Here is a 22,725-nt window from a genome sequence, read left to right as displayed (position 1 = left end):
CCATTCCGATTGGTCCGCTTTCGACCCATTGCGGACAGTCAGGCATGCTTTCGTCAGCGCTAGATGCTTCTCCCTCTAAGTGCAAAGCCTTATGCGGTGTTCCTCGCGCAGAGCATACTTAGGTGCTCACTTCTTTGAGTACGTCTTCCCGTTGAAGCAGAGCTTTCCGACATAAGTATCGATGTCGAAGTGGCCGTTGTGTTTCGTCCGAAGCACCTTATAAGCACCGCCTTCCATGCCGCACCAGTTCGCAATCTGGACCCACTTCATGTCCTGTTTCATGAAGACGTAATGCTGCTCTCCGCACGAGCCACCGTCGTAGGCGAAGATGATCTCCTTCTTGCCATCGCCGTTGAGGTCGACCGCAGAGAAGGCATCGACGCCCTTTACGTCGCATACCGGAACGCCCACCTCTTTGCAGATCTCTTTCGGAAGAATCTCCCCAGCATTTGCTGCCTGGGATGTGAAGAGGATGTGGAATAAGGTGACTAGACAGAATAGATACCTTGAGGCTTTCACGAGTTTTCCCGGAGGTGTTGACTACTGTTAGTTGTTGGCGTTTCTGGCTTAGCCAAGGTCCCCTCCTGGCCGAGTGCGGCCGTCGCGCCGAGCACGGCAGGTTGCCAAGCCCGAAAATCGCTGACTGTCACAAACGACAGAATCCGACCCCTAGCGGTCGTAAGACCACTCTAAGAACTCGCCAACAGTATCCGATGAGGTCAGTTCTAGCAATGCCTCTGCAAGCTCGTGTTGTCCTTTGGCGGCGGCGGTAGCAGACAAGGCACATGCCGTAAAACCAGTGCTCCATTGCGTTCCTGCGAGTCTTGGAACCAAAGCAGGGATGCGGCTTAGTGAATCGAAATAATCTGCCGCCAGCTCATCGGGAACATCGACGCCATTCTTGTGTCGACAGATTTCGACCCATGCCGGGAAGTGGAAATACACATCGGACACACGTTCTGGGGAACTAACGATTGCCGCGATCACGTGTGGAACCGCTGCGAACGAAGCAGAGTACACATCGCCTTGGTGAGCAAGGGCGCTCCATAGACCGGACCACGGCTCGGAACTGCCATCATCACTGGGAAAAGTCGATAGCTGCCGAAGAAGCTCAGGAATCGTTCCAGCGCTGCCGTACGCATCGCTCAGGTCATTCCATCGTGGACTATTCAGTTCCAGCATCTTTTCCCTTCATGTTGTGACGTACTGCCTCGCCAACGTCTGCTCTTGGCCGATTGCAGACCTATTGTAGCGTCCGCTTCGACACAGAGCGGACGTTGTAGGACTCAAGGCAACCTTCAGTAGTCCCCCTATCCTGAAGTCGCAGTTGACGCTCCCTAGGAGAGCATTCTGAGCTACCCGCCAGAACGCTGCCTGACGACATATGTCCGACGTTATTATGGCCTATCACTCCTGCTGCGATAGCCAATGAAATCGCTTCTTACGACGCTCGCAATTATCATCGCCATCCTCTCGCTACCAGCCTGCACCAGCATCGCTGCATATCCGGTGATCGAGCAGAGCATATATCGACCCTTGCCACTGGCAGTCGCTGTCAAGCAACGTTTCTACGTGCGTGAGCGAGAACGACCGCTCCTGCCGACTATCGAAAGCGCCAGCAATGCAATTGTCCGGTTCCTGCTTGACGTCAGTCATCCGTTCAAGGGAGCAGTCGCAGACGTCCGGCCTGTGCTCGAAGAATCGCGCCCTCTACTGCGCCTGCCGCCGGCCAGATCCATGGGGCCGGGCCGCTATGTCGGCATGCTGGTGTACTGCTGGGAGAGCGAGGGAAGCGATCGGCTGCGCTTCCTGGTCGAATGGGCGGATGTGACGAGGGCGCGGTACACCGATTCATATGTCTTCGTGCGACGTGGATCGTCCTGGTATTTCGAAAAACACGGTGCCATAGAGCCTTGGCATTGGACTCAGACGCAGCTCTGGTTCCAACGGGAGTGTCCAAAGTGAGCCCATGCACAGACAGCATGGATGCGTGCAGCATTGCCTCGCCGCAGTAAGGCGACGTGCTGTTGCGTAGCACGGTTGAACAGCTTCCTCATACGTTGAGCATTCGAACGACCGCTTTTGGCCGGTAGCAGACATTGGAATAGCTCAGTGTACGAGGTTGACGCTCGACCCACAATGAAGAGAGCAATCTGCAAACTAAGCTTCGGGTGTCAGCTTCGGGAATTCCTTAATGCAGGGTTCCTCGGCCAGCTTGGCGCGCAGGGACGCTAGCAGATCGCCCTGTTGCCCTGGCAAGGTCCCCAGCATACGCTGCAGCTGATCTGCGTACAGCACCAGGGAGCGCAGGCGGGCAATCTCTTAGAGCGCTGCGCGCATGTCGTCCGAGTCGAGGTTGCTCGCTTAGATAGCCTCGAGGTCGGCGCGCGTTAGGGGCGTCTTGAATCGCATGTGCCAAGTATAGCAGCGGAATTAATTTACCGTATATACAAATAATGCTTGCATTTTGCATTTGCTGTATATACAGTAATTACATGGACATCCAATTCGACACCGCCAAGGACCAGACTAATACCGAGAAGCACGGCGTCTCGCTGGCAGCAGCAGCTGGTATCGAATGGGACGATGCTCTTGTTTGGTCCGACGAGCGCGAGAACTACGGCGAGCAGCGCATGTGCGCCATCGGATACATCGGCCTGCGCCTGTTCTACGTGGTGTATGTCGATCGCGAGAACGTCCGCCGAATCATTAGCCTGCGCAAGGCAAACAACAGGGAGATCAAACGATATGCCGAAGCTTAAACCGGGGACGGAAGTCCCTACGCTCGAAGAGGACTCGACGATCACTAGGGCCGCAATGGAGGACCCCGATGCGAGGCCGTACACGGATGAGGAATGGACGGCCGTGAAGCCTAAGCGCTCGCGCGGTCGGCCGAAGACTGATGCGCCCAAGCAGCCGATCAGCATCCGGGTGGATAGCCGCGTGCTCGACGCTTTCAAGGCGACGGGAGACGGGTGGCAAACTAGGATGAACGACGCCCTAGTCGAATGGGCGGGGCAGCACGGCATGCTGGCCGAGGGCGCTGAGAGTTGATCGGGATCATTCAGCGCCTAATAAGAGAAGGAGAGTTCCCAAAACCTCGCCAGTTATCTGGGCGACGGGTAGCATGGCTAGTGAGGGAGGTGGAACATTGGACAGAGCAACGGCCGGTATCAAATCTAGCGCCGCCGGCTAACACTAGCCGTGGCACTAGACGCCAACCTGCTAATTCAGGATCCTGTCCAAGATGAAATCCCTCAATGGGGTAGGATTTCCGTCTCTGTGGGCAACGATTGCAGCACTGTAGTTTGGCCGATCATCCAAAGGCCATGACTGAGGGTCCAGCTGAAAACGCTTCAGGATGACCAACACTATCAAACGACCGGTATGCCCGTTCCCGTTAGCGTAGGGATGAATCGTAAAATAGTACACTAGGTACTTCGCCAGGAGCTCTGCCAACGAGAGGAGAAGTTTACGATCAAATTTACCGGCTTTTTGCAAATCCTGAGCGAACGTCTTGACAGCAAAACCAAGGTGAGCTTCAAACAGACTCATCTCGAACTTGACATCCTTAGGCGGTGTACCAACGCGACTATCATTGCCGGCAATAACGCGGTACTCTTTGAGACAGGGGAAGTTAGAACCTCGGTAATTACCTGCAAAGTAGCCGCAATTTTCAGGGGTGACCCCATGGAACATGTAGCGATGAGCTCTCAACGTTGAATACCCGTTGAAAATCCGTGGTCGACCTTTAAGCATCAACACCAGACGGCGACACCTTTCGGTAACACGCTCCGCCTCAGGATGGTCCTCGTACTCCCACTCCGAACACTTTACGTCGATCCCATCTTTCATCGGCGACTACGTTATGCCTTTCCAGAAGAAATCTGCTCAAGCCATTCGCTAGAGAAGGAAGGCAAGTTTGCATTGATACGCTCAAGCGCTTGGTCGGCCTTTGCAATGGTCGACGCGTCAAATTGTCCTTCTTGAGTAAGGTGTCGATTTCGAATACTGTCATTGATCTCAGCCCGAAGCCGTACCAAATCACTGTCCATCGCAGGCAGGATCGTTCGGGAACTGTGTTGTACAGAGACATCCGCAGGTATCGAATGGACAAAAGCGACATGTTTGTCGGCTGTCGAACTTGGTCCTACGCTGACAGTCGCTGCTGCAGCTGAAACAGCGAACACCGCCATAGCACCCGCTCGAGCAGCAGTTGACTTAACAACTTGAACTACATCATTTGCGGCATTTATTAGACCTTCGCTCAGCCATGCCGAGACTCGAAAATCGTCGAAAGCGTGAAAGTTATTCATTATTCAGCCTTTATTCGCCAGCAGCAATACGCTCTGCAATCTTGCCCAGTTCTACGCTAAACGGCGCAAACAGGGAAGTCCTTAGGTCCACGCGCACAACAGCCTCAATGTCAAGCTTACTGGAGGTAGCCAGCTTAGCGTTAGCATAAGCATTAACGTGATAAAAATCTATGCACGTCTCATGCCCAGATAATGCAAAGTTCGCAACGTTCGCAATCAATTTAGCCGAGTGTGCTGGCTCAGCATTCACCTGGACAAGCTGTTCATCCTTGAGCTTAATCAGCTGCCTAGCACGCTCCAGTTCCGATTGTACATTCACATACAAAGCCCGAACTATGTCATTAAAAGCATTCAAGTTGATCTTGATTGACAGTGCCGACTCAAGACCTTGCCCGAAAATCTTAGTTTGGGCGAACACAATGTTAACTTCGAAACCATTGTAATCAACTGTGGCAATATCGGCAACATACCTTCTTTGAGGCACAGGTGCGTTGTTCAAGTTGACGGCGTAGCGCACTGAGCCGTCTGGATATCTCTCGACCTCCATGCCGTCCACCGCAGCCCCTTCCGAACGCGACGGCGTAGCTTGAGACGTCAAGCCCATCAGCAGCTTAGATGGCGGGGCCTTTTGAACTTGCGCAGTGTTGACTCTATTTTTTGCCATAGCCAAGTGAAATTCGAGGAAACGGGAATGATAGCATGCTAGCGGCCAGATATAGGAAAGCAACTTTACAGCTTAGATCGTAGCCAAATGTTCGAGTCTTTCGCTGAGAAGCACTGGCCACTCGCGGCCTTCCTCGTCGTAACGATGACGATTGTATACATTCGTTCCCGTGTCTGGCGGTATGTGGCCAATCAGAGCCTCACCTATAGGATCGGGGCACCCCATCACAGCAAGCAAAGTACGACAAGGCCGGCGTAAGTCGTGTGGAGTCCAATATTCGACAGGGAGCCGCGGTCGATGCTGCTCTGGACGCGCGGCCGAGTAAGGCATGTGCGTCCACACGACCACCCCGATCGTCTTCTACTCAACATGGGGACTCTTTCCGCTCGAAGGGAACAAGTAACCTGCGCCCGCTACTTCCAGGCGCCTGCGCACGATGGCCTCAGCCCGCCCCACAAGTGGCACGCGGTGATCCACCGCACGTTCACGCTGTCGATTCTTTGTCTCGGCCTTCGGGATCGTCCACCAGAGCCCGTCCTTCTCTTCTGCAATATCTTTAGAATGCATCGAGGTGATCTCGCCGCCGCGCAGCAGCGTCCAAAGGTAGAGGGTCAACGCGTCGTTCACCATGCGCGAGAAGTTCGGAAGCCCGCGGATCACCTGGCCCAGCTCGGCCTCGCTCAACACGCGCTTCCCCGCTCCGACTCGCTCGCCCTGACGCACGCGCCCCTCGCTACGTAGCTTGCCGCGCATGATCAGCCGCCACCAGCTCGGCACGTTCTCGTTGAGGCGCCCGGCATCTAGCGCGTGGTCCGATGCGGCACCAAGCTTACGGCGCAGGTTCGATGCCACTACAGGCGTTTCGATCATTCCTTGCAACAGGTCGAAAGCCTGCGAACGCGTGAGCTTGGCCGGGATGGTTCACATGGATAACGCGCTGGAAGAACACGGACACGTCGCGTCGGGCCAGCCACTACTGATTCGCACCGTGCTGCGCCTGCTTCCGCCCGCCTCCAGCGGCGCCCTGCGCTGTGAGCTGGAGACAACCGGAACTGCGGACGGGATGCCGGTCTTCCGCTGCGCCAGCACTTACCTGATCCGCAGAGGTGCGCGCAGCAGTGCGAAACCAGCCCAGCCAGAGATCCCTTCCATCGGCATCCCGATCGCCCGGTGGGTTCTGGATACTGCGGCTGGCCGCCGCTACGCGCGGCTGTCCTGCGACTGGAACCCGATCCACCTGTTTGGCTGGAGCGCGCGCCTCATGGGCATGCGCGCCCCGATCATCCATGGCATGCACACGCTGGCTGCAAGCTGCGCCGCTATCGAACGCGACCGGGACCGGCATGTCACGCGCATCGAATGCCGATTCCGGGCGCCGGTCGCGTTGGGAAGCAGCCTCACGCTGCGCGCCGGACAAGACGGCGACTTTGTCGTGGAGTTCGCGGACAAGGCGGCGGTGACGGGGAACTGTTCACTGTCCTGAGCTGACCTTGCAGCGTGAGCGACTGTTTGGGCTTACTCAGCCCGGCAGCTTCGCCGCCAGAACGTCCACCTTTTCGATTGACGGGGGCGTGGCGAACAAGTCCCCAGCTTTTTCCATCAGCGCGGCCGCGACCTTTCCGGACAAATGAGCTTGTCGCCCAGCCTCATCTGGAAACGCGTCAAAAATCCCGAAGGTGGACGGTCCCAGGCGGATGCCGAACCAGGCTGTCGTAGCCGGCTCTGCCTGAACCAGGGGAAGACCGCTTAACAGGAAGCTCTCTACCTCTTTCTCCTTACCCGGCTTGGCTTCCAGACGAACGAACAACGCGAGTTTGACCATGATATTTCTCCTGTTGTTAAACCAACCGCCTCGTGAGACGTTTCCAGTATCTGACAGGCTCGCCCCGGAGTCGAGCGGCGTCCTCGTAGCATTTCGGCAGCAACGCAACGCGCGTTAGCCGGGATTGTCCGTTTTGCAGCATTCGGCTAGCCGAACGCGGTAAAATGACGAGCCCTGGCTCAGCACCCGCCTTGCCGTACCGAATCACGACCACATGAACGCTCCCAACGAAATCAACGCCGCAGCCATTAAGACCGGCGCGACGGAAAAAGTCACACCGATGATGCAGCAGTACCTGCGCATCAAGGCCGATTACCCCACCATGCTGGTGTTCTACCGCATGGGCGATTTCTACGAGCTGTTCCACGAAGACGCGCAGAAGGCAGCGCGCCTGCTGGGCATCACGCTGACGGCGCGCGGCAGCTCGAACGGCCAGCCGATCCCGATGTGCGGCGTGCCCTTCCACTCGCTGGACGGCTACCTGGCCAAGCTGGTCAAGATCGGCGAATCCTGCGCGATCTGCGAACAGATTGGCGACCCGGCCCTGTCCAAAGGTCCGGTCGAGCGCAAGGTGGTACGCGTGGTCACGCCGGGGACGCTGACCGACAGCGACCTGCTGCCGGAAAAGGCCGAGCGCCCGCTGCTGGCGATGTGCCTCCTCTCACAGCGCAAGAATATGACCGTCGGCCTGGCCTGGCTGTCGCTCGCGAGCGGCGTGCTGCGCCTGATGGAATTCTCGGGCGACCAGCGCGCCGTCGAGACCCGCCTCGCCCAGGAACTCGAACGCATCGCGCCGGCCGAGATCCTGCGTGCCGACTGCGCAGACATGTTCGACGCCGAGCCGGTGGCGCACACCAACCGTGTGCCGGAGTGGCACTTCGACGTCCTCAAGGGCCACGGCGCCCTGCTCGAGCAACTGGGCGTGGCCACCCTCACCGGCTTCGGCGCGGACGGCATGGGCGCGGCCTTCGGCGCGGCCGGCGCGCTGCTACGCTATGCCCAGTCGACCCAGGGCCGTGGCCTGCAGCACGTCAAGAGCCTGGCCTGCGAAACCGAAAACGAATACATCGGCCTCGATGCGGCTACGCGCCGCAACCTGGAGCTGACCGAGACCATCCGCGGCCAGGAATCGCCGACCCTGTTCTCACTGCTGGACGGCTGCCGTACCGCGATGGGTTCGCGCCTGCTGCGCCACTGGCTGCACCATGCGCGCCGCAACCAACGCGTGGCGCGCTCGCGCCACGAGGCCATCGAAGCGCTGGCCCAGGCCGACGCCACCCACGGTTTATCGAGCACGCTGGCGAACGTCCCGGACATTGAACGCATCACCACCCGCATCGCCCTGCTGTCGGCGCGCCCGCGCGACCTGTCCTGCCTGCGCGACGGCCTAAAAACATTGCCGGCACTGCGCGAGATGGTGGCGCGCTGCTTCATCCCGGGCGACACCTGCCTGCTGCGCGAGATCCACGACCTGCTCTCTCCGCCCGAGGCCTGCCTCGACCTGCTCAGCCGGGCCATCCTCGAAGAACCGAGCGTGATGGTGCGCGACGGCGGCGTGTTCGCGCGCGGCTTCGACGCCGAACTCGACGAGCTGCGTGCGCTGTCCGAGAACGCCGGCCAGTTCCTGGTCGACCTCGAAACCCGCGAGCGCGCCCGCACGGGGATTGCCAACCTGCGCGTCGAGTACAACCGCGTGCATGGCTTCTACATCGAAGTCACCAACGGCCAAGCCGACAAGGTGCCGCTCGACTACCAGCGCCGCCAGACCCTCAAGAACTGCGAACGCTACATCACGCCGGAACTCAAGGCTTTCGAGGACAAGGCCCTGTCCGCGCAAGACCGCGCGCTGGCGCGCGAGAAGATGCTGTACGACCAGCTGCTTGGCGACCTGGCCCCGTTCATCGGCGTGCTGCAATCGGTCGCCGGCGGCCTGGCGCAGCTCGACACCCTGGTCGCGCTCACCAGCCACGCGGTGCGCAACAACTGGTGCGCGCCGCAGCTGGTCGACGAGCCATGCTTGAACATCGTCGAAGGCCGCCACCCGGTGGTGGAAAACCAGATCGAACGCTTCATCTCCAACGATTGCCGCCTGTCGGACGAGCGCCGCATGCTCCTGATCACCGGCCCGAACATGGGCGGTAAATCGACCTTCATGCGCCAGGTGGCATTGATCACGCTGCTGGCCTACGTCGGCAGCTACGTGCCGGCGACCAGTGCCACGATCGGCCCGATCGACCGCATCTTCACCCGTATCGGCGCCAGTGACGACCTGGCCAACGGCCGCTCGACCTTCATGGTCGAGATGACCGAATCGGCCGCGATCCTGAACGGCGCCACCGAACACTCGCTGGTGCTGATGGACGAAGTCGGCCGCGGCACCTCTACTTTTGATGGCCTTGCGCTGGCCTGGGCCATCGCGCGCCACCTGATCGAAACCAGCCGCAGCTTCACGCTGTTCGCGACCCACTACTTCGAACTGACCCAGCTGCCGGAGACCCACGCCAGCGCGGTCAACGTGCACCTGTCGGCGGTCGAGCACAAGGACAGCATCGTGTTCCTGCACGCGGTGCAGGACGGCCCGGCCTCGCAGAGCTACGGCCTGCAGGTGGCGCAGCTGGCCGGTGTGCCCCCGGCCGTGATCCGCGCCGCGCGCAAGCACCTGGCGCGCCTGGAATCACAGGCAGTCGGTGCAACGCCGCAGCTCGACCTGTTCGCCGCGCCCTGCGACGACGTCGAGGAAGCACCGGTCGCGTCCTACGACGCAGCTGCCGATGGCGTGCAGGACGAACTGCAGAAGGCCCTCGCGGCCATCGATCCGGATGCCCTGAGCCCGCGCGAAGCGCTCGAGCGGCTCTATGAGCTGAAGAGGCTCGCCGCCTGATGCCGGCGCGCCGTCACCTCCTTCTCGCTAGCCTGCTCGCGGCGGCCGTGATCACGGTCCCGGGCACCGCGCGCGACAGGAAGAAGGCGACGGAAGTGCTGGAGGATCCGCGTGTACACAGCTTCGCCGTGGTCGGACACCGCGCTGCCGAGGGCGGCGAAGCCGCACTGAAGGACGTGCTGCAGGAGGCCAAGGACGAGGACCTCGCCTTCCTCGTCGTCACCGGCATCAAAGGCGAACAGGAAGCCTGCGGCGACCGCGTCTACCAAAAGCGGCGCGAACTGTTCGACAAGGAAAAGCGCCCCGTGATCCTCTCCTTGAGCGGGAGCGACTGGACCGGCTGCCGCAATTCGGCCGGCCGCACCAACGCCATCGAACGCCTGAACCGGCTGCGCGAACTGTTCTACGGCGAGCCCGAAGCGCTGGGCAAGGAAAAGCTGCCCGTCACGCGCCTGTCAAGCAGCCCACGGTTCCGCAGCTACGCCGAGAACGCCCACTGGCAGGTCGGCAAGGTACTGTACGCCACCATCAACCTGCCCGCTGCCAACAACCACTACCTGCCGGCGGCGGGACGCAATAGCGAATACGAGGACCGGTCGGTGGCCAACCGCTTCTGGCTGAACCGGCTGTTCGCGATCGCCAAACAGGACAAGGTGGACGCGGTGGTGCTGTTCGCGGAAGGGAATATGCAGCCCTTGCTGCAGCCGGCCAATGGCCTGCGCGCGCTGCTGCAGCGGGCGCCGACCGGGCATGACGGCTTTGCCGATACGCGCCGTCAGGTGCAGACGCAGGCGGCCAAGTTCAAGGGACGGGTACTGGTGGTGGACAGCGCTGGGCTGTCCAAGGATGCGCGGCCGGGAATCGAGTGGCGCGGCAATCTGGGGCACTTGTCCGTCGGGGCGCACGCAGTCGAGGTGCACGTGGCGGGCAAGGGCGAGAATGTGTTCAGCCTGGGCGAGGCCTCACGCTGAGGGTTTGATCTACGGTGGGCGGAAACCACCCACCGTACGAAGGTCTTAGTTCAGCGGCTGGCTACGGAAGTGGTCGCCCTGTTCGCTGTCTTCCATCTCTTCGTGATGGTGACCATGCGCGCCATGCACGTGGCCGTGGGCGATTTCTTCGGCGGTGGCTTCGCGCACGTCGATCACCGACAGGTCGAAACGCAGGGCCATGCCCGCCAGCGGGTGGTTGCCGTCCAGAACCACCTTGTCGTCCGCGATGTCGGTCACGGTGAAGATGGTCGGCTCGTCGTCCACGCCTTCCGCCATGCCTTCGAACTGCATGCCGACTTCGAGCGGCTCCGGCAGGCGCTTGCGGTCTTCGACCTTCACCAGTTCCGGATCGTAGTCACCGAAGGCGTCTTCCGGCTCGACCTGGATCGTCGACGAATAGCCGGTTTCCTTGCCGTCGAGTTCTTCTTCGATCTTCGGCAGGGTGTTTTCGTAGCCGCCGTGCAGGTACACCATCGGCTGCGAGCCCTCTTCGATCAGGTTGTTCTGGGCGTCCGACAGTCGATAGTTGACCGACACGACCGTATTCTTGGCAATCTTCATCGCAGATCCTTTCGTTGTAAGCCCCGGATTATACCCCTCACGCGACCGTGGCACTTATCACACTGGTTATAATGGCGCATGAAAAAATTACAGCTTCTCGGGAATATTACTCCCGCCCAGTTCCTGCGCGATTACTGGCATAAGAAACCCCTGCTGATCCGCCAGGCGATCCCCGGTTTCAAGCCCCTGCTCACCTTCGAGAAACTCGCCGAACTCGCCCGCCAGAATTACGTCGAATCGCGCCTGGTTACCCAGCGCGACGGCCAGTGGGACATGCAGCACGGTCCGCTCACCGAACTGCCGGCGCGCAATGAGCGCGAATGGACCATGCTGGTGCAAGGCGTCAACCTGTACGACGAGCGCGCCGACGAGCTGCTGCGCCAGTTCCGCTTCGTGCCGGATGCGCGCCTCGACGACCTGATGGTGAGCGTTGCCGGCGATGGCGGCGGCGTCGGTCCCCATTTCGATTCCTACGACGTGTTCCTGCTGCAAGCCCAGGGCAAGCGCCGCTGGAAAATCAGCGCCCAGCAGGACCTGAGCCTGGTCGAAGGCCTGCCGCTCAAGATCCTCGCCAACTTCGAGGCGGAAGAAGAGTTCGTGCTGGAACCGGGCGACATGCTCTACCTGCCGCCGCATTACGCCCACGACGGCGTGGCCGAGGGCGAATGCATGACCTATTCGATCGGCTTCCGCTCGCCCTCCTATCAGGAACTGGGCGAAGCCTTCCTACAATTCATGGCTGACTCGATCGACCTGCCGGGCCGCTATGCCGACCCGCAACTGCAGCAGCCGAAGAACCCGGCCGAGATCCCGCGCGAGATGCTGACGACCATCACCGAGGAACTGAACAAGGTGCGCTGGGACGAGGAAGACGTGACCATCTTCCTGGGCGAACATCTTTCCGAACCGAAGCACAACGTGTTCTTCACCGGCCCGGCCAAGCCGCTGACGGTGGGACGCTTCATGGAGACGGCGGCGAAGAAGGGGCTCAAGCTGTCGAGCAAGACCCTGATGCTCTACCGCGGCAAGAACGTCTTCATCAACGGCGAATCCTTCGCCGTCGGCCGCGCCGACAAGGCCGTGCTGGACGTGCTGGCCAACGAGCGTCGCCTGAGTGGCGCCCTCCTGGGGAGCGCGACCGACGACGTGCTGGAAGCGCTGTACACCTGGTACCAGGACGGCTGGATCGAACTGGGCTGACAAGGGGGAGCCATGCAGGAAGCGACTTCGACGCGTTTCGATACCCGGGCGGAATGTGAAGCACATTTCCGCGCCTGCCTGGCCGCCGCCCGTACCCGGCTCGACCTGTTCGACCCGGACTTTGCAGTGTTCCCGCTGGGCGCGAGCGACGTCGACGCGACGCTTCGAGAATTCTTGAAACGTGGCGGCGTGCTGCGCCTGGCGATGCACACACCCGGCCACATCGAGCGCCACTACCCGCGTTTCCTGCGCCTGCTGCGCGACTACAGCCATGGCGCAGAATGCCGCGCCACGCCCAAAACTCTACATCAACTGACGGATTCGTTCTGCATCGTGGACGACGCCCACGTGCTGCGGCGTTTCCATAGTGACCACATGCGCGGTGAAGCGGCATTCGCCTCTCCGGGCGCCGTGGATCTGCCGCGCCATCGTTTCGATGCGATTTGGGAAGAATCAAAAGCTGTTTTACAGTCAACCAAAACCGGCTTGTGAACGTTATATGTGGACTGGTCGGCCAAATGCTCCAGCAGGTTGCATCTTGTAACAAGATAAACCTTGTTGGAGCTGAAAATACTTTCGCTAGAGCATGAGTTTGCTATTGCGATTCAGTAAATTTGGCTATAATATCAGGTCAGGAAGGTTCCGTTGCCTATCTGGCAGTATTGCTTTTCTTAAAAGCACGAGAATTCCTCTGAGCAATAATTACCGGTAATTATTATTCAAACAAGCAGTACTTACTTTTGAAATATTAAGGAAAATCATGAAAAAATCCCTGCTGATCGTTTCCCTGATGGCTGTTGCTCTGGCTGCTTGCAGCAAGAAAGAAGAAGCTGCTCCGGTCGCTCCTGCTGCTGTCGAAGCTCCTGCTGCTGCAACCACCGACGCAGCCGCTACCCCGGCCGCTACCGACGCAACCACCGCTGCTCCGGCTGCTGACGCTGCTGCTGCCGCTTCGGCTGCTGCTTCGACCGCTGCTGACGCTGCTGCTGCTGCTTCGACCGCTGCTTCGCAAGCTGCTGACGCTGCTGCAACCAAGTAATCAGCTCGATCTGATTCAAAACCGGCCTTTCGGGGCCGGTTTTTTTTCGTCGGTACGTTTTAAACGCGATCGGTACGCCTCCAAAATTGGATCCCGGCCTTCGCCGGGATGACGGTCTTTAGGCTAACGAAACTTCGTTGTGGCCACCCCTCTCAGCACGTCGTTCCGGCGCAGGCCGGAACCTAATTTCTCAAGCAAACCACCCACGCATAAAAAAACCGGCCTAGAAAGGCCGGTTTCTCATTGAAGCTCGAACGTCCGATTACTTCAGCTCATCCGTCAGCAGCTTCAGGATCTTCGCGCCGGTCTCGCCGGTTTCCGATTTGCCGTCATTGGTCTGCACGCTCACCTGGCTGGTCGACGCGCCCTGCTCCGCCTTGACGAGCACGCGGTAGCGCTGCGCTTCCTTGGCCTTCTCTTCCGCGCTGCCGAAGGTGAACAGCTTCTTGAGGAAGCCTTCCTTGTTGGCGGCGTCCGGATCGACGTAGCGCACGAAGTACACGCCCTGCACGCGGTCGCGGTCTTCGACGGTGAAGCCGACGCGGTCCAGCGCCAGGCCGACGCGGCGCCATGCGCGGTCGAAGCCTTCGTCCAGCTCGACGACGTTGCCGACCAGCTTGGCGTGCTGAGCGGCCACCGGTGCGTTGGCGACCATGGTCTCGGCCTGCTTGGTTTCCTTCACGCCGGTCAGCTGCGCGACCAGGCGGCCCAGGAATTGCGACTCGAGGCCCGGATCGTTCGGACGCACGGTCCAGATCGTGGTTTCCTTCTGCGCGCCCTGCAGCACTTCTTCGGCGCCGCGGTGGCTGATGTAGACCTCGGTCGAGCCGTCCGGCAGGCGCTCGAGGCGGGTGCGGAACTTGTCGCGCTCGCCGGTCGAATAGGCGCGGTCAAACACTTTGCCCAGCGCGTTGCGGATGAAGTCCTGCGGGATCTTCGAGCGGTTCTCGACCCAGTTGGTTTCCATGGTGCCGGTCGTGGCCGATTCGGTCTCGATCGCGAAGCCCTGGTTCTCCCAGAACTGGCGCAGTTGCGGCCACAGCTGTTCCGGGGTCTGCTTGACCACCAGCCAGCGCTGGTCGCCGTTGCGCTGTACGCTCACCGCCTCGGTCGAGAGCGGACCGATGGCTTCCATCGAACCCGCGACCGGCGCGGCGCCTGACTGGCCGGCGCGCTGCTGCATGCCCGAGGCAGTCGCCACGCCCTTGCCGTCGGGGACGGCGTAGCGGTTGTCGCGTTGCAGAGCGGTGAGGTCGGGCGGGACTTCGAGGTTGGCAGCCCGCTTGGCGCCGCGGTAGTCGACCTTGTCCGATTCGAAGATGGTGGTGCAGGCCGAGAGGCTCAGCGCGATCGCGGTCAGCGTCAGCACGCGCGCGGCGGCAGGAGTCGTGTTAGTGCGGTTAGTCATGGCTTTCGATATCAGGTACTGGGAACCGGAACCTTGCGGGTTCAGGCAGTGAGAAGGCCCGCCTGGGCCAGCGCGCCACGCACGGTATCGTGGTACGACGAAGACAGCGGCGCCAGCGGCAGGCGCAGGCCGAACGGGATCTTGCCCATTTCGCCCAGCGCCCACTTGACCGGCACCGGGTTTGGCTCGACGAAGAGCTTGGCGTGCAGGTCGAGGACGCGGTTGTTGATCTCGACCGCGCGCGCGACCTCGCCCGCCATCGCGGCCACGCACAGTTCGTGCATCGCGCGCGGGGCCACGTTGGCGGTGACCGAGATGTTGCCGGCAGCGCCGCAGAACATCAGGGCCATCGCGGTCGGATCGTCGCCCGAATACACGGCGAAGGATTTGTCGACCATGCGCAGCAGCTCGATGCCGCGGCCGATGTTGCCGGTAGCGTCCTTGATGCCGACGATGTTGTCGATCGGCGCCAGGCGCGCGACGGTCTCGTTGCTCATGTCGGCAACGGTGCGGCCCGGCACGTTGTACAGGATGACCGGCAGGTCGACCGCTTCCGCGATCGCCTTGAAGTGGCGGTACATGCCTTCCTGGCTCGGACGGTTGTAGTACGGGACTACCTGCAGCGTGGCGTCCGCGCCGACCTGCTTGGCGTGGGTGGTCAGCGCGATGGCTTCAGCGGTCGAGTTGCCGCCGGCGCCGGCGATCACGGGGATGCGGCCGCCGGCGTGCTCCACCGCGACTTTGATCAGTTCTGCGTGCTCCTCTGGGGAGACAGTGGCCGATTCGCCCGTGGTGCCGACGATCACGATGCCGTCGGTGCCTTCCGCGATGTGCCAGTCGATCAGCTTGCGCAGAGAGTCGCGGTCAAGACTGCCGTCCTCGAACATCGGGGTGACGATTGCTACGATGCTGCCCTTAATCATATGCGTTGGCCGTGCCGGAAAGTAAATAAAAGTCTGATTGTAGCGGATCGCCCGCCTCTATGGTTCATTCACGACCACATTATGGTCGAGCTTCGCTTCGGTTTTGGCAAAGCCTGGACCCGCCGCGCATAGGCGCTGTACCTGGGCCGGGTTGGGACGGTCGACGTGGCCATCTTCATAAGCCAGCACCTGCAGCCCGCCATCGCGCGCCAGGTCCAGCAACTCGCCCGGCGCCAGCAGGAAGTCCGGGTTCGAGGGCTTGCCGTAGACCTGGTTGCCCTGGGCGAAGGTTTCGTAGATCAGGATGCCGTCCGGACGCAGGCTGGCGGCCAGCTGCGCGAACAGCGGACGGTACAGGTAATTGGTCACGACGATCAGGAAGAAGCGGCCAGGCTCGAAGGGCCAGACCGCATCCCCGGTTTCCAGGTCGTGCTGCAATATGGTGACGTTCGGGCCCGCAAGCGGGCTCAAGAGCTCGGCCTTGCGGTCGAGCGCCGTCACCTGCAACCCCTGCGCCGCCAGCAAGCGCGTATGACGGCCGCTGCCGCAGGCCAGGTCGAGGGCTTCGCCCGGTTTGGCCAGGGGCGCGAAACGCGCAACCCAGGGCGAGACCGGCAGGTTCATCATGTTCATGTAAGCAGCAGCGTCAGCGGCGACGCGATCAGCTGCAGCAGCATGCGGCCCAGGGCCATCACCGGCATCACCCAGAAGGCCAGCAGGTTGAAGAAGATCAGCGCCAGCACGATGAAAAAGCCGTACGGCTCGATGCGCGCGAACTTGTAGGCCAGGCGATTCGGCAGCATGCTGGTCACAACGCGACCGCCATCCAACGGCGGGATCGGCAGCAGGTTGAAGGCGAACATCAGCAAATTGGTGAACAGGCCAGCTTGCGCCACCTTGTGCGGGAATTCCTCGCCCACGTTGAAGGCGACCAGCAGCACCGCCAGGATCAGCCACATCAGCGCCATGATGAAATTGGCGCCGGGACCGGCCAGGGCCACCCAGGCCATGTCGCGCTTGGGATTGCGCAGGCGGCCGAAGTCGATCGGCACCGGCTTGGCGTAGCCGAACACGAATCCGGTGGTCAGGTAGAGCGCGATCGGAATGACGATGGTTCCGAAGATGTCGATGTGCACCAGCGGGTTCAGGGTCATGCGCCCGGCGGCATAGGCGGTGTTGTCGCCGAAATAGCGGGCGACGTAGGCGTGGGCGGCTTCGTGCAGGGTAATCGCAAAAAGAACGGGCAGCGCGTAGACAGCAATGTTGCGTATGAGTTCATCCATGTGCGCGATTCTATCAGAGGCGGGAAGCCCGGCCGTTAAGGGATGCTGAAGCCACCCTTACAGCCCGAAGGCGGCCGGATCGCCCCTGCCCTCGCGCACCAGCTCGGGCGCCGGGCCGGTCAGGTCGATGACGGTGGTCGCTTCCAGGGTACCGGCGCCGCCGTCGATCACCAGTTCGATCTGCTTGCCGAGGCGCTCGAGCACCTCATCCGGATCGGACAGCATGTGGTCGTCGCCCGGCAGCTGCAGGGTGGTGCCGATCAGGGGTTCGCCCAGTTCTTCGATCAGCGCCAGCATGATGTGGTTTTCCGGAATACGCACGCCGATGGTCTTGCGCGAGGGATGCGACAGGCGGCGCGGCACTTCGCGCGTCGCTTCCAGGATCACGGTGTAGGGGCCCGGCATGGTCGCCTTGAGCAGGCGGTACTGGGTATTGTCGACGCGCGCGAAGTGGGCGATCGCGGACAGGTCGTGCACCAGCAGCGTCAGGTGGTGCTTGTCGTCGACGCCGCGGATGCGGCGCAGCTTCTCGACCGCCGCCTTGTCGTCGAGGCGGCACACCAGGGCGTAAGCCGAATCGGTGGGCGCGGCCACGATTCCGCCCGCGCTGATGATCTGCGCGGCCTGCTTCACGAGGCGCGGCTGCGGGTTTTCGGGGTGGATCTGGAAATGTTGGGCCATGCGTAGCCGCCTTTCTGATTGTTGTTTAGCGCAGCGCCTGCAGCGCGGCGATGCGCTGCTCCATCGGCGGGTGGGTCGAGAACAGCGCACCCCAGCCGCCGCCGCTGCCCGAGATGCCGGATGCGGCCATCGAGGACGGCAGCGCGCCCGGTTCGAGGCCGCCGAGGCGGGCCAGCGCGTGCTGCATCGGCACGGACGAGCCCATCAGCTTGGCCGAACCGGCGTCGGCGCGGAATTCACGCTGGCGCGAGAACCAGGCGACGATGATCGAGGCGACGATGCCGAACAGGATCTCGCACACGAACACGGTCACCATGTAGCCGATGCCGGGACCGCGGTCGTCGCTGCGCAGCAGCACCTTGTCGACAAAAAAGCCGACCACGCGCGCCAGGAACACCACAAAGGTATTCACCACGCCCTGGATCAGGGTGAGCGTGACCATGTCGCCGTTGGCGATGTGGGCCACCTCGTGGCCCAGCACGGCCTCGACCTCGTCCTGGTTCATGTTGGCCAGCAGGCCGGTGGACACGGCCACCAGCGCGGAATTTTTAAAAGCGCCGGTCGCGAAGGCGTTCGGCTCGCCTTCGTAGACGGCGACTTCCGGCATGCCAATGCCGGCGCGTTCGCTCAGGCGGCGCACGGTATTGACGAGCCACTGCTCGGTGCTGTTGGCGGGCTGCTCGATGACGCGCGCGCCGGTCGACCACTTGGCCATCGGTTTGCTCATCAGGAGCGAAATGAAGGAACCGGTGAAGCCGACCACCAGCGAGAACACGGCGAGCGCGCCAACGTCGATGCCCTGCCCCGTCACGGCACGTCCCACCCCAAGCAGGTTGAGCACGAGCGACACCACCAGCACGACGGCAAGGTTGGTGGCGAGGAACAGAACAATACGTTTCATGGACGAGCCTCCCGGCAGCTTGATGATGTCAGGCTGCCAAGATTGGGCTGTCCAGCAGGATTTTCAAGTAGGGTGGGCGGGTCTTCCCGCCCACGCGGTCAACGGCCGCCAGCAATACGACGGATCAAAACCAGTCGTGCCACACCGGCGTCAATCCGGCGGGCAATGGTGGCAATTCGGCAAACTCGACCCGGGCTTCGCCGGGCGCATGGAAGTCGGTGCCGCGCGAAGCCAGGAAGCCGTAGCGCCGCGCCAGTTCGGCGTAGGTCTGGTACTGGTCCGGCGTGTGGCTGCCGGTCACCACTTCGATGGCCGTGCCGCCCAGCTTGCGGAACTCGTCGAACAGTGCGCCTTCGGCAGTGTCGCTGAAGGGATAGCGTCCTGGATGCGCGATCACGGGGATGCCGCCGGCGCCCTTGATCCAGCCGACGGCCTGCTCGAGCGTGGCCCAGCGGTGCGGCACATAGCCCGGCTTGCCTTCCGTAAGATATTTGCGGAACACCTCGGAGGTCGAGCCGCAGGCGCCGATCTCGACCAGGTAGCGGGCGAAGTGGGTGCGCGAGATCAGGTCCGGGTTGCCGACGTAGCGCAGCGCGCCCTCGTAGGCGCCGGGGATGCCGGCGTCGGCCAGCTGGGCCGAGATTTCCCTGGCACGCTCCTGGCGGCCGTTGCGGGTGGCGGCCAGGCCCTGGATCAGGGCGGGGTTGTCCTCGTCGATCTGCAGGCCGACGATGTGCACGGTCTCGTTGGCCCAGGTCACCGAGATCTCGACCCCGGCCACGAAGCGCATTCCGAGCTCGCCGGCAGCAAGGCGCGCGGCCTTGATGCCGCCCACCTCGTCGTGGTCGGTCAGCGCCCAGACGTCGACACCGCTTTTACGGGCATACGCGGCGACGGCGGCGGGTGCGAGCACGCCGTCGGAGACGTTGGAATGGCAGTGGAGATCGACTTTCATAAACCGGCGACGACAATGGCAATGGAGCGAAACATTGTACGCGCCAATCGGCCTGCCGTGCGGCCGGCAAACCGGATCAGTTGGACTGCAGCATCGAACGCACGGTGCCCTCTTTCGCCAGCACGTAATCGTGGCCGGCGAGCACCAGGTTGGTGGTCGGCTGGATCACCTTGACGTTCACGAACACCGCTTCGCGGGTTTCGGCATAAGAACCGACCACGACGGCCTGGGCATTGTGGGTGTGGGCCACGTCGCCGATCTCGCGCGTGAGCATCAGTTCGCCCTGGTTGCGCTTGAGGTAGACGCTGTTGCGCAGCTTCATTTCCAGCATCTTCATGCCGCCCTGCGCCAGGCGCGTCGACAGCTGTTCGGACACCAGGCGGCCCAGCATCGAGGTCTGTTCGAGCGCATCGATGTTGACGATGGTGGCCATGATCAGGGGCTTGTCGTCGCCCAGCTTGCCGCGCAGCTGGAGCGCCAGCGCATCGGCGGCGCGGTAGTTGGCGGCGACGAAGGCGTTGGCCGAGACCGAGGTGTAATTGGTGTCTTCCTGCGGCTGGGTCGAGCAGGCGCCCAGCAGCAGCGGCAAGGCCAGGACGGCGGCGCGGAGGAGTCGGGAGCGCATCATGGGCCTCACTGGTTACGGACCGCGAAGGTCTTGGAAGGCGAGAAGGCGGCGTCGTACAGGGTACGGTCGCTGTCGGTCGTGTAGTAGACGGAGGTGGCGCGCGCGTAGTAGCGCGACTCGTCCGCCAGCGACAGGTTGACGATGATCTCGGTTTTGGGCGTCTCGCCCGTGGCGAACTGCGAGCGGAACCAGGAATAGGCGTCCTGGCCGGCGATGGCCGCCGTGGCCAGCCATTCGATCGTGTGGTCGATACCGGTCAGCACCCAGGCGCCGGCCACCAGCGCGGTGCGCTCGCCGGCGAACTTGTACTGCGGACGTTTGGCGGAGAAAGCGACCACCTGGGTATCGAGTTCGATGCGCAGCGTGTTCGCGTCCGGCACCTTCACCACGATGTAGCCGTCGTTCACCAGCGCCGTCACCAGGTGCGCGCTGACGCCCTGGGCGAACGCGCTCGACTGCTGCGAGCTCACGTACAGCGGGCGGCGCGCATTCACCTTCAGTGACGGGCTGAGCTGGGTCGCCATGTGGCGCGCGATCACGCCCCAGTGGGCAGCTGCCTGCAGCTTGGCCTGCTGGGTGCTGGGGAAATTGGTGGCTACCGGGGCCGGGCTGTAGGGAACGGCGCAGCCTGCCGTCAGGAGGGCGCCGCAAAGCGCGAGGCCGGCTCGAAATCGCATGTGTGTCCTGTCCGTCTGTCTCGATGGCGCCAAGGTAGCGCCGGTTCGGGATGGGACTGTAGCACAGGCATTTCCCTGCGGCAATTCTCGGAGGGTGAGTGAGGGGTGCTTACAACGCTAGCGAGACGCGAAGGAAAATTGGGTTCCCGCCTGCGCGGGAATGACGGTCTTAAGGCCAACACGGTAAGCACCGTCCTTCCGGCGCAGGCCGGAATCCAATTTTGGTGATCAGCCCGGAACTTCGTCGCCCGTCAAAAACGCCTCGATCATCCGCGCCAGCAGTTCAGGCTGATCATGGTGCAGCATGTGCCCCGCCCCCGGCATCATGCGCGCCGTGACCTTGGCGAGGTGCTCGCGCCGGCGGTCGATCTCTGCCCGCGCCTGCTCCTTCGGGCCCATCCAGCGCCACATCTCGGTGTCTTCCGCCTCGATCCACAATACCGGCGCCGTGATCTGGGTCCAGCAGGCCAGCACTTCGTCGGCGTGGTACAGCAGCGGCCCGGTCATCTTGTGCGCCGGGTCGCCCAGGATGCGCCACTGGCCGTCGGCGTCCAGGGCCGACCAGTGCCCCGCCAGGAAGGCCGCCCGTTCACCTGATAAACGCGGATTGGTCTTCTGCAGCCGCCCCGCCACCTCTTCCAGGCTGGCGTAGCCGCGCATCTCGGGCCTTGCCTTCAGTTCGTCCAGCCACTTGGCGTAGCGGCCCGGCGCCTGCGACGGGCGCGTGGCAGGCAGGCCAAAGCCTTCCAGGTTGATCAGTTTGGCGATGCGCTGTGGCCGGATGCCGGCGTACAGGCTGACGATATTACCGCCCATGCTGTGGCCGAGGAGATTGACTTGTCCCTCCGGCTGGTAATGGTCGAGCACCGCTTCCAGGTCGGCCAGGTAGTCCGGGAACCAGTAGGTATCCGAGTGGGCGCGCTCGCTCAGCCCGAAACCGCGCCAATCGAAGGCGATCACGTGCCAGTCCTGCTGCAGGCAATCGACCACGAACTGGAAGGAGGCGGCCACGTCCATCCAGCCGTGCTGCATGAAGATCTTGGGGGCGCCTTCGCGGCCCCAGTGGCGCACGTGGGTGCGCAGGCCGCGCACGGTAAGGAATTCGGAACGGGACGGGATCATGGATATCTGCATTAAAAAAAGTACGACCGTTCGCAGTATAGCGTCCCGCTTGATATTGCGCTGGACAGCCCCATCTTCCACCGACCGGACGATAGCGGGCAGGCGGTTTACAATAGCGGCATTCCAACCCTTCCCGAGCACATCCATGGCGATTTACCAGCTGGGCGAGCACGCCCCCGAGATCGACGCGTCGAGCTTCGTGGCCGATTCTGCAACCCTGATCGGCAAGGTCACGCTCGAGGCCAATGCCTCGGTGTGGTACGGCGCCACGCTGCGCGGCGATAACGAACGCATCACCATCGGCGAGAACAGCAACGTGCAGGAAGGCACGGTGATGCACACCGATATGGGCTTCCCGCTCACGCTGGGCAAGAACGTGACGGTCGGCCACCAGGCCATGCTGCACGGCTGCACGGTCGGCGACGGTTCGCTGATCGGCATCCAGGCCGTGATCCTGAACGGCGCCCGGATCGGCAAGGGCTGCCTGGTGGGCGCAGGCGCCCTGGTGACCGAAGGCAAGGAGTTCCCGGACGGATCGCTGATCCTCGGTTCCCCTGCCAAGGTGGTGCGCACCCTGACGGAAGAAGACCTGCTGCGCCTGCAGGCCAGCGCCGCGAGCTATGTGGCGCGCGGCCAGATGTTCAAGGCGCAGCTCAAGAAAATCGGATAAAG

29 protein-coding genes are annotated in these 22,725 nt (G+C 62.1%); 11 read left to right on the top strand and 18 right to left on the bottom strand.

Annotated features, from left to right (window positions below):
• Positions 1–126: 126 nt before the first annotated feature.
• Both GV068_RS22055 and GV068_RS22050 read right to left on the bottom strand, forming a co-directional pair.
• Positions 127–519 carry a hypothetical protein gene (locus tag GV068_RS22055; RefSeq protein WP_159702988.1) on the bottom strand — a complete coding sequence of 131 codons (393 nt, stop codon included), beginning with the start codon at positions 517–519 and terminating at the stop codon, positions 127–129.
• Between the two features lie 150 nt (positions 520–669).
• Complete coding sequence (locus GV068_RS22050) at positions 670–1,182, bottom strand: hypothetical protein (RefSeq protein ID WP_159702985.1); 513 nt, start codon at positions 1,180–1,182, stop codon at positions 670–672.
• Between the two features lie 246 nt (positions 1,183–1,428).
• On the opposite strand from GV068_RS22050, the gene GV068_RS22045 reads away from it, so the two are divergent.
• From GV068_RS22045 to GV068_RS22030, 4 genes are all read left to right on the top strand, one after another.
• Positions 1,429–1,965 (top strand): hypothetical protein, encoded by a 537-nt coding sequence (locus tag GV068_RS22045; RefSeq protein ID WP_159702982.1) that lies wholly within the window; start codon positions 1,429–1,431, stop codon positions 1,963–1,965.
• A gap of 530 nt (positions 1,966–2,495) precedes the next feature.
• Positions 2,496–2,762 carry a BrnT family toxin gene (locus tag GV068_RS22040; protein ID WP_159702979.1) on the top strand — a complete coding sequence of 89 codons (267 nt, stop codon included), beginning with the start codon at positions 2,496–2,498 and terminating at the stop codon, positions 2,760–2,762.
• Entirely contained in the window at positions 2,680–3,054 is a 375-nt protein-coding gene (locus GV068_RS22035) for a BrnA antitoxin family protein (RefSeq protein WP_373888426.1), read from the top strand. Before GV068_RS22040 ends, GV068_RS22035 begins: the two co-directional genes overlap by 83 nt.
• Entirely contained in the window at positions 3,051–3,251 is a 201-nt protein-coding gene (locus tag GV068_RS22030) for an AlpA family transcriptional regulator (protein WP_159702973.1), read from the top strand. The genes GV068_RS22035 and GV068_RS22030 overlap by 4 nt, the downstream gene beginning before the upstream one ends.
• Here the strand turns inward: GV068_RS22030 and GV068_RS22025 are convergent.
• The 4 genes from GV068_RS22025 to GV068_RS22010 form a co-directional block, all read right to left on the bottom strand.
• Complete coding sequence (locus tag GV068_RS22025) at positions 3,226–3,855, bottom strand: Fic family protein (RefSeq protein ID WP_159702970.1); 630 nt, start codon at positions 3,853–3,855, stop codon at positions 3,226–3,228. The genes GV068_RS22030 and GV068_RS22025 overlap by 26 nt on opposite strands.
• A gap of 11 nt (positions 3,856–3,866) precedes the next feature.
• Entirely contained in the window at positions 3,867–4,316 is a 450-nt protein-coding gene (locus GV068_RS22020; RefSeq protein ID WP_159702967.1) for a hypothetical protein, read from the bottom strand.
• Positions 4,317–4,326: 10 nt separating this feature from the next.
• Positions 4,327–4,986, bottom strand: a complete 660-nt coding sequence (locus GV068_RS22015) for a hypothetical protein (RefSeq protein WP_159702964.1) — start codon at positions 4,984–4,986, stop codon at positions 4,327–4,329.
• A 354-nt stretch (positions 4,987–5,340) separates the two neighbouring features.
• Entirely contained in the window at positions 5,341–5,850 is a 510-nt protein-coding gene (locus GV068_RS22010) for a hypothetical protein (protein WP_159702961.1), read from the bottom strand.
• A gap of 55 nt (positions 5,851–5,905) precedes the next feature.
• Between GV068_RS22010 and GV068_RS22005 the strand changes: the two genes are divergently transcribed.
• Positions 5,906–6,463: a MaoC/PaaZ C-terminal domain-containing protein gene (locus GV068_RS22005; protein WP_159702958.1), complete on the top strand. Its 558-nt coding sequence runs from the start codon at positions 5,906–5,908 to the stop codon at positions 6,461–6,463.
• 36 nt (positions 6,464–6,499) lie between these two features.
• Here the strand turns inward: GV068_RS22005 and GV068_RS22000 are convergent, their stop codons facing one another.
• Positions 6,500–6,802, bottom strand: coding sequence for a putative quinol monooxygenase (locus GV068_RS22000; RefSeq protein WP_159702955.1), 303 nt, complete (start codon positions 6,800–6,802; stop codon positions 6,500–6,502).
• A 214-nt stretch (positions 6,803–7,016) separates the two neighbouring features.
• Between GV068_RS22000 and mutS the strand changes: the two genes are divergently transcribed.
• The gene (gene mutS, locus GV068_RS21995) at positions 7,017–9,683 is read left to right on the top strand and encodes a DNA mismatch repair protein MutS (RefSeq protein ID WP_201303335.1); all 2,667 of its coding nucleotides are present in this window, start codon (positions 7,017–7,019) and stop codon (positions 9,681–9,683) included.
• Positions 9,683–10,654 carry a hypothetical protein gene (locus tag GV068_RS21990; RefSeq protein WP_159702952.1) on the top strand — a complete coding sequence of 324 codons (972 nt, stop codon included), beginning with the start codon at positions 9,683–9,685 and terminating at the stop codon, positions 10,652–10,654. The genes mutS and GV068_RS21990 overlap by 1 nt, the downstream gene beginning before the upstream one ends.
• A gap of 45 nt (positions 10,655–10,699) precedes the next feature.
• Here GV068_RS21990 and GV068_RS21985 read toward each other — a convergent pair whose 3' ends face one another.
• Complete coding sequence (locus GV068_RS21985; protein WP_159702949.1) at positions 10,700–11,236, bottom strand: peptidylprolyl isomerase; 537 nt, start codon at positions 11,234–11,236, stop codon at positions 10,700–10,702.
• Positions 11,237–11,314: 78 nt separating this feature from the next.
• On the opposite strand from GV068_RS21985, the gene GV068_RS21980 reads away from it, so the two are divergent.
• The 3 genes from GV068_RS21980 (at position 11,315) to GV068_RS21970 (ending at position 13,475) form a co-directional block, all read left to right on the top strand.
• The gene (locus tag GV068_RS21980) at positions 11,315–12,436 is read left to right on the top strand and encodes a cupin domain-containing protein (protein WP_159702946.1); all 1,122 of its coding nucleotides are present in this window, start codon (positions 11,315–11,317) and stop codon (positions 12,434–12,436) included.
• A gap of 12 nt (positions 12,437–12,448) precedes the next feature.
• A complete protein-coding gene (locus GV068_RS21975) occupies positions 12,449–12,928 on the top strand; it encodes a hypothetical protein (protein WP_159702943.1) in 480 nt (159 codons plus the stop codon).
• Positions 12,929–13,196: 268 nt separating this feature from the next.
• Positions 13,197–13,475 carry a hypothetical protein gene (locus tag GV068_RS21970; RefSeq protein WP_229464412.1) on the top strand — a complete coding sequence of 93 codons (279 nt, stop codon included), beginning with the start codon at positions 13,197–13,199 and terminating at the stop codon, positions 13,473–13,475.
• A gap of 262 nt (positions 13,476–13,737) precedes the next feature.
• On the opposite strand, the gene bamC is transcribed toward GV068_RS21970, so the two are convergent.
• The 10 genes from bamC to GV068_RS21920 all read right to left on the bottom strand — a co-directional run bounded on the left by bamC (position 13,738) and on the right by GV068_RS21920 (position 22,053).
• Entirely contained in the window at positions 13,738–14,883 is a 1,146-nt protein-coding gene (gene bamC / locus GV068_RS21965; protein WP_159702937.1) for an outer membrane protein assembly factor BamC, read from the bottom strand.
• Between the two features lie 41 nt (positions 14,884–14,924).
• Positions 14,925–15,806: a 4-hydroxy-tetrahydrodipicolinate synthase gene (gene dapA, locus GV068_RS21960; RefSeq protein ID WP_159702934.1), complete on the bottom strand. Its 882-nt coding sequence runs from the start codon at positions 15,804–15,806 to the stop codon at positions 14,925–14,927.
• A 57-nt stretch (positions 15,807–15,863) separates the two neighbouring features.
• Positions 15,864–16,439: a class I SAM-dependent methyltransferase gene (locus GV068_RS21955; RefSeq protein WP_373888425.1), complete on the bottom strand. Its 576-nt coding sequence runs from the start codon at positions 16,437–16,439 to the stop codon at positions 15,864–15,866.
• Positions 16,436–17,089 carry a site-2 protease family protein gene (locus GV068_RS21950; RefSeq protein WP_159702931.1) on the bottom strand — a complete coding sequence of 218 codons (654 nt, stop codon included), beginning with the start codon at positions 17,087–17,089 and terminating at the stop codon, positions 16,436–16,438. Before GV068_RS21950 ends, GV068_RS21955 begins: the two co-directional genes overlap by 4 nt.
• A 57-nt stretch (positions 17,090–17,146) precedes the next feature.
• Positions 17,147–17,770 carry an L-threonylcarbamoyladenylate synthase gene (locus tag GV068_RS21945; protein ID WP_159702928.1) on the bottom strand — a complete coding sequence of 208 codons (624 nt, stop codon included), beginning with the start codon at positions 17,768–17,770 and terminating at the stop codon, positions 17,147–17,149.
• 25 nt (positions 17,771–17,795) lie between these two features.
• Positions 17,796–18,671, bottom strand: a complete 876-nt coding sequence (htpX, locus tag GV068_RS21940) for a protease HtpX (protein WP_159702925.1) — start codon at positions 18,669–18,671, stop codon at positions 17,796–17,798.
• Positions 18,672–18,795: 124 nt separating this feature from the next.
• A complete protein-coding gene (locus tag GV068_RS21935) occupies positions 18,796–19,626 on the bottom strand; it encodes a 3',5'-nucleoside bisphosphate phosphatase (protein WP_159702922.1) in 831 nt (276 codons plus the stop codon).
• 76 nt (positions 19,627–19,702) lie between these two features.
• Positions 19,703–20,251, bottom strand: coding sequence for a FlgO family outer membrane protein (locus GV068_RS21930; protein ID WP_201303408.1), 549 nt, complete (start codon positions 20,249–20,251; stop codon positions 19,703–19,705).
• Between the two features lie 8 nt (positions 20,252–20,259).
• Positions 20,260–20,931, bottom strand: a complete 672-nt coding sequence (locus tag GV068_RS21925) for a hypothetical protein (protein ID WP_159702916.1) — start codon at positions 20,929–20,931, stop codon at positions 20,260–20,262.
• A gap of 228 nt (positions 20,932–21,159) precedes the next feature.
• Positions 21,160–22,053 carry an alpha/beta fold hydrolase gene (locus GV068_RS21920; RefSeq protein ID WP_201303334.1) on the bottom strand — a complete coding sequence of 298 codons (894 nt, stop codon included), beginning with the start codon at positions 22,051–22,053 and terminating at the stop codon, positions 21,160–21,162.
• Positions 22,054–22,198: 145 nt separating this feature from the next.
• Between GV068_RS21920 and GV068_RS21915 the strand changes: the two genes are divergently transcribed.
• Complete coding sequence (locus GV068_RS21915) at positions 22,199–22,723, top strand: gamma carbonic anhydrase family protein (RefSeq protein WP_159702913.1); 525 nt, start codon at positions 22,199–22,201, stop codon at positions 22,721–22,723.
• Positions 22,724–22,725: the final 2 nt, after the last annotated feature.

The organism is Massilia sp. 9I (assembly GCF_902506415.1).
Classification (GTDB): Bacteria; Pseudomonadota; Gammaproteobacteria; order Burkholderiales; family Burkholderiaceae_D; genus Telluria.
The sequence above is the reverse complement of the archived record's forward strand: the minus strand, read 5'-3'. Positions and strand labels throughout refer to the sequence as shown.

What these genes read in the sequence shown, in the direction of transcription:
- GV068_RS22050 (WP_159702985.1), bottom strand. Translation starts at nt 1,182, where the DNA reads ATGCTGGAACTGAATAGTCCACGATGGAATGACCTGAGCGATGCGTAC.
- GV068_RS22045 (WP_159702982.1), top strand. Translation starts at nt 1,429, where the DNA reads ATGAAATCGCTTCTTACGACGCTCGCAATTATCATCGCCATCCTCTCG.
- GV068_RS22040 (WP_159702979.1), top strand. Translation starts at nt 2,496, where the DNA reads ATGGACATCCAATTCGACACCGCCAAGGACCAGACTAATACCGAGAAG.
- GV068_RS22035 (WP_373888426.1), top strand. Translation starts at nt 2,680, where the DNA reads ATGTCGATCGCGAGAACGTCCGCCGAATCATTAGCCTGCGCAAGGCAA.
- GV068_RS22025 (WP_159702970.1), bottom strand. Translation starts at nt 3,855, where the DNA reads ATGAAAGATGGGATCGACGTAAAGTGTTCGGAGTGGGAGTACGAGGAC.
- GV068_RS22020 (WP_159702967.1), bottom strand. Translation starts at nt 4,316, where the DNA reads ATGAATAACTTTCACGCTTTCGACGATTTTCGAGTCTCGGCATGGCTG.
- GV068_RS22010 (WP_159702961.1), bottom strand. Translation starts at nt 5,850, where the DNA reads ATGATCGAAACGCCTGTAGTGGCATCGAACCTGCGCCGTAAGCTTGGT.
- GV068_RS22005 (WP_159702958.1), top strand. Translation starts at nt 5,906, where the DNA reads ATGGATAACGCGCTGGAAGAACACGGACACGTCGCGTCGGGCCAGCCA.
- GV068_RS22000 (WP_159702955.1), bottom strand. Translation starts at nt 6,802, where the DNA reads ATGGTCAAACTCGCGTTGTTCGTTCGTCTGGAAGCCAAGCCGGGTAAG.
- mutS (WP_201303335.1), top strand. Translation starts at nt 7,017, where the DNA reads ATGAACGCTCCCAACGAAATCAACGCCGCAGCCATTAAGACCGGCGCG.
- GV068_RS21990 (WP_159702952.1), top strand. Translation starts at nt 9,683, where the DNA reads ATGCCGGCGCGCCGTCACCTCCTTCTCGCTAGCCTGCTCGCGGCGGCC.
- GV068_RS21985 (WP_159702949.1), bottom strand. Translation starts at nt 11,236, where the DNA reads ATGAAGATTGCCAAGAATACGGTCGTGTCGGTCAACTATCGACTGTCG.
- GV068_RS21980 (WP_159702946.1), top strand. Translation starts at nt 11,315, where the DNA reads ATGAAAAAATTACAGCTTCTCGGGAATATTACTCCCGCCCAGTTCCTG.
- GV068_RS21975 (WP_159702943.1), top strand. Translation starts at nt 12,449, where the DNA reads ATGCAGGAAGCGACTTCGACGCGTTTCGATACCCGGGCGGAATGTGAA.
- GV068_RS21970 (WP_229464412.1), top strand. Translation starts at nt 13,197, where the DNA reads ATGAAAAAATCCCTGCTGATCGTTTCCCTGATGGCTGTTGCTCTGGCT.
- bamC (WP_159702937.1), bottom strand. Translation starts at nt 14,883, where the DNA reads ATGACTAACCGCACTAACACGACTCCTGCCGCCGCGCGCGTGCTGACG.
- dapA (WP_159702934.1), bottom strand. Translation starts at nt 15,806, where the DNA reads ATGATTAAGGGCAGCATCGTAGCAATCGTCACCCCGATGTTCGAGGAC.
- GV068_RS21955 (WP_373888425.1), bottom strand. Translation starts at nt 16,439, where the DNA reads ATGAACATGATGAACCTGCCGGTCTCGCCCTGGGTTGCGCGTTTCGCG.
- GV068_RS21950 (WP_159702931.1), bottom strand. Translation starts at nt 17,089, where the DNA reads ATGGATGAACTCATACGCAACATTGCTGTCTACGCGCTGCCCGTTCTT.
- GV068_RS21945 (WP_159702928.1), bottom strand. Translation starts at nt 17,770, where the DNA reads ATGGCCCAACATTTCCAGATCCACCCCGAAAACCCGCAGCCGCGCCTC.
- htpX (WP_159702925.1), bottom strand. Translation starts at nt 18,671, where the DNA reads ATGAAACGTATTGTTCTGTTCCTCGCCACCAACCTTGCCGTCGTGCTG.
- GV068_RS21935 (WP_159702922.1), bottom strand. Translation starts at nt 19,626, where the DNA reads ATGAAAGTCGATCTCCACTGCCATTCCAACGTCTCCGACGGCGTGCTC.
- GV068_RS21930 (WP_201303408.1), bottom strand. Translation starts at nt 20,251, where the DNA reads ATGCGCTCCCGACTCCTCCGCGCCGCCGTCCTGGCCTTGCCGCTGCTG.
- GV068_RS21925 (WP_159702916.1), bottom strand. Translation starts at nt 20,931, where the DNA reads ATGCGATTTCGAGCCGGCCTCGCGCTTTGCGGCGCCCTCCTGACGGCA.
- GV068_RS21920 (WP_201303334.1), bottom strand. Translation starts at nt 22,053, where the DNA reads ATGATCCCGTCCCGTTCCGAATTCCTTACCGTGCGCGGCCTGCGCACC.
- GV068_RS21915 (WP_159702913.1), top strand. Translation starts at nt 22,199, where the DNA reads ATGGCGATTTACCAGCTGGGCGAGCACGCCCCCGAGATCGACGCGTCG.